The sequence below is a fragment of the Arthrobacter sp. JCM 19049 genome (genome assembly GCF_001310435.1).
This window is the reverse complement of sequence record NZ_BAXF01000076.1, coordinates 1-7,798: the sequence shown is the minus strand read 5'-3', so window position 1 is coordinate 7,798 and position 7,798 is coordinate 1. Positions and strand designations below refer to the sequence as shown.

General features: G+C 62.9%; 14 protein-coding genes and 3 pseudogenes. 11 read left to right on the top strand and 6 right to left on the bottom strand.

All coding sequences use genetic code 11. From position 1 onward, the window contains the following. The 4 genes and pseudogenes from JCM19049_RS05770 to JCM19049_RS18860 all read left to right on the top strand — a co-directional run. Positions 1-251: pseudogene (locus tag JCM19049_RS05770) on the top strand (hypothetical protein); the annotation flags it as partial. 58 nt (positions 252-309) lie between these two features. Then, positions 310-564 carry a hypothetical protein gene (locus JCM19049_RS18870; protein ID WP_279402552.1) on the top strand — a complete coding sequence of 85 codons (255 nt, stop codon included), beginning with the start codon at positions 310-312 and terminating at the stop codon, positions 562-564. Beyond that, entirely contained in the window at positions 561-692 is a 132-nt protein-coding gene (locus JCM19049_RS18865; RefSeq protein WP_279402551.1) for a hypothetical protein, read from the top strand. The genes JCM19049_RS18870 and JCM19049_RS18865 overlap by 4 nt, the downstream gene beginning before the upstream one ends. Further along, the gene (locus JCM19049_RS18860) at positions 686-1,033 is read left to right on the top strand and encodes a dihydrofolate reductase family protein (protein ID WP_279402550.1); all 348 of its coding nucleotides are present in this window, start codon (positions 686-688) and stop codon (positions 1,031-1,033) included. Before JCM19049_RS18865 ends, JCM19049_RS18860 begins: the two co-directional genes overlap by 7 nt. An 852-nt stretch (positions 1,034-1,885) precedes the next feature. On the opposite strand, the gene JCM19049_RS23195 is transcribed toward JCM19049_RS18860, so the two are convergent. The 4 genes from JCM19049_RS23195 to JCM19049_RS05745 form a co-directional block, all read right to left on the bottom strand. Further along, positions 1,886-2,101 (bottom strand): ribbon-helix-helix protein, CopG family, encoded by a 216-nt coding sequence (locus JCM19049_RS23195; protein ID WP_054821090.1) that lies wholly within the window; start codon positions 2,099-2,101, stop codon positions 1,886-1,888. Positions 2,102-2,492: 391 nt separating this feature from the next. Further along, on the bottom strand, positions 2,493-2,690 hold the full coding sequence (locus JCM19049_RS05755; RefSeq protein ID WP_279402549.1) for a hypothetical protein: 198 nt from the start codon (positions 2,688-2,690) through the stop codon (positions 2,493-2,495). A gap of 112 nt (positions 2,691-2,802) precedes the next feature. Continuing rightward, on the bottom strand, positions 2,803-3,174 hold the full coding sequence (locus tag JCM19049_RS05750; RefSeq protein ID WP_306420701.1) for a nucleoside deaminase: 372 nt from the start codon (positions 3,172-3,174) through the stop codon (positions 2,803-2,805). Between the two features lie 217 nt (positions 3,175-3,391). Beyond that, complete coding sequence (locus JCM19049_RS05745; protein ID WP_054821089.1) at positions 3,392-3,814, bottom strand: hypothetical protein; 423 nt, start codon at positions 3,812-3,814, stop codon at positions 3,392-3,394. 197 nt (positions 3,815-4,011) lie between these two features. Here JCM19049_RS05745 and JCM19049_RS22295 point away from each other — a divergent pair, with 197 nt between their 5' ends. The 6 genes and pseudogenes from JCM19049_RS22295 (at position 4,012) to JCM19049_RS18855 (ending at position 6,481) form a co-directional block, all read left to right on the top strand. Continuing rightward, on the top strand, positions 4,012-4,152 hold the full coding sequence (locus tag JCM19049_RS22295; RefSeq protein ID WP_306420700.1) for a hypothetical protein: 141 nt from the start codon (positions 4,012-4,014) through the stop codon (positions 4,150-4,152). Continuing rightward, the gene (locus tag JCM19049_RS22290; protein ID WP_306420699.1) at positions 4,137-4,376 is read left to right on the top strand and encodes a M20/M25/M40 family metallo-hydrolase; all 240 of its coding nucleotides are present in this window, start codon (positions 4,137-4,139) and stop codon (positions 4,374-4,376) included. Before JCM19049_RS22295 ends, JCM19049_RS22290 begins: the two co-directional genes overlap by 16 nt. A gap of 51 nt (positions 4,377-4,427) precedes the next feature. Continuing rightward, a pseudogene (locus JCM19049_RS22285) lies at positions 4,428-4,811 on the top strand (peptidase dimerization domain-containing protein); the annotation flags it as partial. Then, on the top strand, positions 4,778-5,176 hold the full coding sequence (locus tag JCM19049_RS22280; protein WP_306420702.1) for a M20/M25/M40 family metallo-hydrolase: 399 nt from the start codon (positions 4,778-4,780) through the stop codon (positions 5,174-5,176). The pseudogene JCM19049_RS22285 and the gene JCM19049_RS22280, both read left to right, overlap by 34 nt. 49 nt (positions 5,177-5,225) lie before the next feature. Then, entirely contained in the window at positions 5,226-6,119 is an 894-nt protein-coding gene (locus JCM19049_RS05735) for an MFS transporter (protein ID WP_279402548.1), read from the top strand. Next, entirely contained in the window at positions 6,071-6,481 is a 411-nt protein-coding gene (locus tag JCM19049_RS18855; protein ID WP_279402547.1) for an MFS transporter, read from the top strand. Before JCM19049_RS05735 ends, JCM19049_RS18855 begins: the two co-directional genes overlap by 49 nt. An 85-nt stretch (positions 6,482-6,566) precedes the next feature. On the opposite strand, the gene JCM19049_RS23190 is transcribed toward JCM19049_RS18855, so the two are convergent. Continuing rightward, positions 6,567-6,812: a hemolysin III family protein gene (locus JCM19049_RS23190; protein ID WP_374700241.1), complete on the bottom strand. Its 246-nt coding sequence runs from the start codon at positions 6,810-6,812 to the stop codon at positions 6,567-6,569. A 94-nt stretch (positions 6,813-6,906) separates the two neighbouring features. After that, positions 6,907-7,128 (bottom strand): annotated as a pseudogene (locus JCM19049_RS23185) (hemolysin III family protein); the annotation flags it as partial. 404 nt (positions 7,129-7,532) lie between these two features. Here JCM19049_RS23185 and JCM19049_RS05725 point away from each other — a divergent pair. Further along, on the top strand, positions 7,533-7,798 hold a 266-nt coding region (locus JCM19049_RS05725; RefSeq protein WP_279402546.1), incomplete at its 3' end, for a hypothetical protein.

Here is a 7,798-nt window from a genome sequence, read left to right as displayed (position 1 = left end):
CCAGATCGCCTACGGGGTGGGACTGCTGGTGTTCATGCTCAGCCCTGTTCGCGGCCGGGTTGTGGACCCCGGGGCCGCTGATGCCCGATGCGCTGGAACCGGTCGTGGGGCTGACCCCGGCCGGGGCGATGGCCCAATCGCTGCAGGCGGCCTGGTTTGAGGCGGATGTGTCCCTTGGGCCGCTGGCCGTCTTCGCGGTGTGGACCGCGGGCTGTGCGCTGATCGCCGCCCGGATCTTCCGCTGGCGCTAGCCTGACCGGCCTGCATTGCACCGTCACCCATTGAATTTCACAGTCAGGGGAGCACATCATGCGCCAGTTGGTCGCCGTCGAGTTCCTGTCCGTGGACGGGGTCATGCAGGGACTGGGCTCACCGGATGAGGACCGCAGCGGCGGATTCGTACACGGCGGCTGGGGTGCGCGCTACGCCCCGGCAATCCACGCGGCGCTCGGCGCGCAGGGCTGGAAGCCACCACCGCCTACCTGTTCGGGCGGCGCACCTACGAGAAAATGGCCGCCTACTGGCCGTTCGTGGGCAGGGACAACCCCATCGCCGCGCACATGAACCAGACGCCAAAGTACGTGGCCAGCACGAGGCTGCGGGATCCGGCCTGGCGGCACACGGAAGTGATTGCCGGTGAGGTGGGCGAGAAGGTGCGCCGGCTGAAGTCCGAAGGCAGGGGGAGATGGTGATCCTGGGCAGCGGCATGCTCACCCGCCAGCTGCTGGCCGAGGATCTCATCGATAGCCTGCGCCTGTTCGTGCATCCGCTGCTGCTCGGTGCCGGCAAGCAACTCTTTGGGCCACTGCCAGCGCCCCGCCAACTGCGGCTGACCGGTTGCCAGGCCAGCGAGCTGGGCAGCCTGATCTTGCCCTTTGTCGTGGAGTCAAGATTGGGCATGAACATCATAGGGTGTCTGCATCACGCTTCCTTCGTGGAGACGAACACCCGGACTTTTCTCAGGGATGGAGGACCGTTGTGCACTCTGTTCTGGCATTCAGCGAAAAAACCTGTTCCTTCTCATTGTCGGTGATTCTACGCCTACTTATGCTGCAACGGTTGGATCTAAGTTAACTGTCAAAATGCCTAACTAACCTGAGCCCCAGGAACGACATGCTTGAGAGCAGCTTTCTCCTCGGAAGCAGCGTCGATCCCTAGGCTTCTTGTACTGTATAGATCTTGCACTGCTGGAATTCATCTTGTGCGTTGCTAGTCTGGCCTATGGATTAGAACTTGGGAGAGATTTCACCGGCATCGACATAGGTTGGGGTATGTAGCGAAGAATGTTGCTCGTAGTTTTGTTGATTCAACGCATATTAGGGCTTGAATGAGCGCCAGCATGGTTTCTATGCGTGAATTGACCGTCGACGTAATATAGAGCGGAAAATGTGATTTCTAGAAAAACGCTTGTAATGGGAACCACCAGCCAGAAAATGCACTCTGGCTGGTGGTTCTTGTTATCGAATCCTAAACTCCCGGCCCAGGGAGGTATCTATTGACTTATTGTTTTTGCCAAAGTAAAAACCGACAGTCATCGTAAGAGCAGAAATAAGTTGGTCTGTTATGCTGTTACCCAAAAGCAAGCTGATTAGAATTAGCAGCAACATACCAATTATTATTACCAGTCCCATTTTGTCGTGCGGTAACCACCTGACGGAATAAGTGCTGGGTCTATCAATAGGGAGATTGGAAGATTCGTTAGGTGATTCAGAAATCTCATGATCGCCCAACATCCGAGACTCATGACGGTTGCTATTCGCCATGTGCAACGTGTAATTAGCTGTTTTCGCGTCCTCCTGCGCATTCCCTTGGTCGTAGGTAGCTTTACCACTGGATTGACCAAGGCGTCCTCTGCCGCTGTGTCTCATGGAAGACCCCTTCGATTTTATTGAAAGATCACTCTTTCGAATTGTTTGTTCTCAAAGTCACGCACGTAGATCGCTCTCCCGCTTTTCTGAGTTTCCTCAATAAACTTTTGAGCGCCGATCGCACGCCTTAATATCTCAGTCACAGACACAGATTCAGCTGCTGCCATTTCTCGGACACAATCCAAAACCTGAACTGAGAGGTAGACCGACAACTTCTCACAATCGGTCTTCATCGGAAACCGCCTTTTGTGTTGCAACAGAGTGAACGATTCTCAAGTGTTCTCCACTCGAAAGCACTTGAGAATATAAACACCCCTCGCGCTCTCACGAGGTACATTCAAGGTAGACCAAGTTGGGCCAATAGTCTAGTGTCTATTTTTCCCGGCGAAAATTTTAATATCAACATTATATTGATATTTGTGCCGGTGGGTACACGCGGTATTCAAGCGGATTTTGGCGAATGAAATTGTTTTCAAGGGAAAGGTGTGAGGGCGGGGAAGGCCGTATTCTACTATTCTGTTGGATCTGTCAAAGTGCCACTTACTTGGTTAGAGTGCAGACCCTCCTACGTTGTGCTCCGGACTCCCCGAGCTGGCAAATTATCGCCGCGGTCACCAGAGCCGGTTACGCACCGGCCAGCCGGGAGGCGATTCCCCCATACGCGGCCGCCGGGTCCACCCCTTCGATGAGCAGCACGTTCCACTGGATGACGTCCGCCAGGACTGCCCGGGCCGCGGCGAGCGCTGTTTCGGCATTGTCCAGCGTCCGGCTCATCTGCACCGCAAACCCGTCCTCGTCGAACAGGGCACCGGTCTCATCCATCGAGTTCCGCCCGTCCACATAGATGGTGCTGGGCCCGGCCGGGACGATGGCGACAGGGTAGAAGGCCGGGGAGCCACCAAGCAGGCGGCGCCCTCCAGGAGCCCGGCGGCTATCAGTCCTGGTCGATCCCGTTCAGCCGTGCGTGCAGCGCCTTGATCTGGGTGCTCAGTTCCTCATCGGGTCCGGCGACCTCCAGGCCGGGGGCCACCTCGTTGATGGGCAACGGCTTCACCGGGCCGGGTTCCACGCCCCATTCGCCGTGCCAGTCCATCAACTGCCGGCTGCTGCTGGCGTAGACGATGCGCCCCAGTCCCACCCATGCGTGGGCGGCCGAACACATGGGGCAGTGCTCCCCGGAGGTGTAGACCGTGGCGGCGGCACGTTCGGAGGGGTCCAGGTTCTCCGCGGCCCAGCGGGCGATCGCGAACTCCGGGTGGCGGGTGTGGTCCCCTTCGGCGACCCGGTTGCGGTCGACGAAGCGCATCTGGCCCTGCTCATCGACCAGCAGGGAGCCGAAGGCTCGTCCCCGGCCTCCAGCGCCTGACGGGCATAGTCCACGCACTGGGCCAGGAAGGTACGGTCGGTCTCGGTGATTGATGCGGAAGTAGCCATGCCAACACCTAACCACCCTCCGGTGCGAAAGTGAAGTATGACTAGGAACTTCTCAGATCCACGCCGGGTTCACAGATGGCGGTGCTGCATCAGTCGATTCCGGCGTAGCCGTACTGGGCGTAGATCCGTACCGCGGTTCCCGCCACGTAGGCCCCGGTGCAGGTGCGCCGCCAAATCAATGGATTCCACGCACCACATTGCTCGGTCTCCAAACCGAGATCCGTGGCCAGCTGCCGGGCCCGGGCGGCGGTGCCGGCCTGGACTTCAAGTTCCCGCCAGCACCCGCCGGAGGCGCACTGCAGCTCGGGCTCGCCCACCCCCAGTTCCGTCGGCAGATCCGGAAACGCGGAGGTGCCGGGTACCGCGGCCTCATCCAGGCGCACCCAGAGCACCGCCGCCAACCAGATCAGCAGCAGCGCGCCCAGCCCCGCGAGCGTTCGCAGAATCCAGAACAGCGTGCGTTTCGACGCGTCCCGTCGTGGGGTGTTCTGCCGCCGCTTGCCGTCCTCCATGTCTTGACCCTACGCCAGTCAAGCCCCGTGCGGGGCAGTGCCGGGGGCTGCGGCGGCATTATCGCGCCAAGTCACAGTAGGACTCGAAGCCTGTACCGGTCCGGAGGGATGTGACAGCATGGGCTGATCACATACGTCGCGTACGCCACAGCCTGGGTGCGCGGTAACAGCAACGCACGAGCACATCAGGAGCAGCAGTGAGCGCAGCACCGGGTGAGAAGACCCTGAACGAAATCAATGAACTGATCCGCCTCGACACCACCAGCCGGGACACCAACCTGCCGCTGATCGAGAAGGTCATCGACAAACTGCAGGCCGTCGGGTGGAGCACACCCTGATCCATAACGCCGAGGGCACCAAGGCCAACCTGCTGGCCACCATCCCCGCCCACGATGGAACCACCACCGGCGGCATCGTGCTCTCCGGGCACACCGACGTGGTGCCGGTGGACGGGCAGGAATGGAGCAGCGAACCGTTCGAACCGGCGGTGCGTGAGGGCAAGCTCTACGGGCGCGGCACCTGCGACATGAAGGCGTTCATCGGGTCATCCTCTCCCGGTTGACCGAACTGACCAGTGCCCGGCTGAAGGAACCGGTCCACCTGGCGTTCTCCTATGACGAGGAGGTCGGCTGCGTCGGGGCGGTCGGCTGGTGGAGAAGATCACCGAACTCGGCCTGGCCCCGCGCGGCGCGGTGGTCGGGGAGCCTCCAGCATGCGGGTGATCCGCGGGCACAAGTCCATGAACGTGTTCAAGGTCGACTTCCACGGGATCGCCGCCCACTCCTCGCTGCCCGGGGAGGGGCTGAACGCCATCTCCTACGCGACCCGCTTCGCCCGCTTTGTCGACGAGGTCTCCGCCGAACTGCGCCAGGGGGAGCGTGATGAGGCATTCATCGAACCGACCACCACCATGAACGTGAACCGCATCGACGGCGGCATCGCGGTGAACACCATCCCGGCGCTGTGCACCGTGTTCTTCGAATACCGTTCCCTGGCCAGTGTGGACCGCGAGGCGCTGACCGCCCGGATGCGCGCCGAGGCCGAACGCCTGCAGGACGAGATGCGTCAGGTGAACCCGGCCGGCAGGGTCGACTTCAGCATCCAGGCCGGAGCTCCCGGGCTGGATACCACCCCGGAGGCCGGATCGTGGAACTGGCCGCCCGCTGGGGTGGGGAACCGGCTCAGGACAAGGTCACTTACGGCACCGAGGCCGGCCTGTTCGCCGGCGCCGGGATCCCCACCGTGGTCTGCGGCCCCGGCGACATCGCCCAGGCGCACGCCCCGGATGAGTTCATTGAACTGTCCCAGATCACCGCGTGCGAACAGTTCATCGACGCGATGATCGCCGACCTGTCCCAGTAGCCCGCGCCGCACCCAACAGCCAGGAGGCACCCATGAGCCACCGCGTGAAGTGACCGCACACCAGCTGAAGGCCGCCCGCAAGGCGGTCATTTCCTCCTCCATCGGGGCGGCGCTGGAGTGGTTTGACATCATTGTCTACGCCACCTTCGCCACGGTCATCGCCAAGATCTTCTACCCCGAGTCCAATCCGACGTTCGCGCTGATCCTCACGTTCGCCACGTTCGCGATCTCCTACATCGTCCGCCCGCTGGGCGGGATGGTGCTGGGCAGCTACGCGGACCGCAAGGGCCGCAAGGCCGCGCTGACGTTGACCCTGATGCTGATGATGGTCGGCACGCTGATCATGGCCATCGCCCCCACCTATGAGATGGTCGGGGTGTGGGGTGCGCTGATCATCCTGCTTTCCCGGCTGATCCAGGGCTTCTCCGCCGGCGGCGAGTTCGGCACCGCCACCGCGTTCCTGATCGAGACCGCACCGCACAAGAAGGCGTTCTACGCCTCCTGGCAGGTGGCCAGCCAGGGCGCCTCGATGCTGCTGGCCAGCGCGTTCGGCTATGTGCTGACCACCCAGCTGTCCACCCAGGCCCTGGAAAGCTGGGGCTGGCGGGTGCCGTTCTTCGTCGGCCTGCTCATCGGCCCGGTCGGGTTGTACATCCGCGCCCGGCTGGAGGAGACCGAGGAATTCGTGGCCGCCGAGAAGGTCAAGGCGCCGCTGGCGACCCTGTTCGCCGGGCACTACGGGCGGCTGCTGACCGGTTCGGCGATCATCGGGGTGGCCACCATCTCGGTGTACATGATCCTGTACATGCCCACCTTCGCGGTGACGAACCTGGGGATCCCGGCCGACGCCGCGTTCCTGGGCGGGGTGGCGGCCGGACCATCACCCTGTTCGGGGTGCCGCTGGTCGGGCACCTGGCCGACCGGGTCGGCCCTGCCAGGGTGATGACCTATGCGGCGATCGCCGCCCTGGTGTTGGCCTGGCCGCTGTTCCGGCTGATGACCTCCACCCCGACCGTGCCGGTGATGGTGGTGGTGATCGCGCTGCTGGGCGTGATCATGTCCTTCTACTTCGGACCGATGCCGGCCCTGCTCTCCAACCTGTTCCCGGCCGCGATCCGCGGCTCGGGCCTGTCGGTCACCTACAACATCGGGGTGACGCTGCTGGGCGGCATTGCCCCGCTGGTGCTGACCTGGCTGCTGGGCGTGACCGGATCCCTGGACGCCCCGAGCCTGTACTACATGGCCATCGCGGTGATCTCGCTGATCGGACTGGGCTTCGCCCGGCGCAAGTACGCGCAGCAGTAGCCCCGCCCCGGCAAGCAGAACGCCCCCGAAAACCATCAAGCGGTTTTTCGGGGGCGTTCTTCGCGTCCGACGAGTCTACGAGTTCTTACAGTGCCACCAGCAGCACCGCGGTCCAGTGGCACAGGTAGGCCAGGACCGTACAGGCGTGGAAGAGCTCGTGGAACCCGAAGACCGTGGGCAGCGGGTTGGGGCGCTTGAGCGCATAGAACACCGCACCCACGGTGTAGAACAGGCCGCCGATGATGATCAGGATCATCACCGCGGGGCTGGCGGCAAAGAAGGCCGGCAGGTACATGACCGCGCCCCAGCCCAGCAGGATGTACAGGCTCACCGACAGCAGCGCGGGGCGCCGGGCCACAGCGTGCGCACCAGCACACCCAGCAGGCACCGGCCCAGATGATGCTCAGCACGATGATCGCCTGCTTCAGCGGCAGGATCAGCCACGCCACCGGCGTGTAGGTGCCGGCGATCAACAGGAAGATGTTCGCGTGGTCCGCCCGGCGCAGCCATGCGGTCTGCCGGGCACTCCAGTTCCCGCGGTGGTAAATCGCCGAGGTGCCAAAGAGCAGGATCGAGGTCAGGGCGAAGACCGCGGCGGTCCATTCCGCCGCCGTCCCATTGGCCAGCAACACCAGCAGCAGCCCCATGATGATGGACAGCGGCGTGGTCCAGGCGTGCAGGGTGCCCCGCCACCGGGTGCGTTCGGTGCCGAAGACCGGTCGGGGGATGCCAGAGGGCGTGGGAAGTGGGCGGTTGGCATGCGAAAACTGGGCGCTCATGATCACTCCTTGACGGGCCGGGGCGGAAGCCCGAAACGCTACTGTTGAGTATATTTCACCGGTCTGTGAGCGCACAGTGTGCGTCTTTGGCGAATGCCCGGCGGTGAGCCGTGGGGCAGCGCCTGCCCACCCCTTCCGCCGGGAATGCTTCGGTGCTACCTTTAACTTTGTAATGCAAAGTGCTTGCCACTGGAAAGTCAGAAGGTCGTGAAAAGGACTCCGGCTTGGCAGCGCGCCGCGTATTTCGACATCCAGCAAGGGAATGGTTCACCATGGACGCCAACGAGAGCCACTTGGAACCCGCCGCCATCCTGCGCGGCATTGATGAGCTAAGCGCCAGTACCCAGAGGGCCATGGGCCCGAACGCCAGCCTGCTCTACCTGTTGTGGGGAGCGGTGTGGCTGCTGGGTTTTCTGGCCTTCTACCTGGCCTTCATCCCGGGCGCCGAGCCGTTGCTGCCACTGTGGCTGGCGGCCCTGGTCACCGGGATCCTGGTGGCCGGCGCCATCGTGTTCTCCGCGGCCCACTCCGCCCGCAG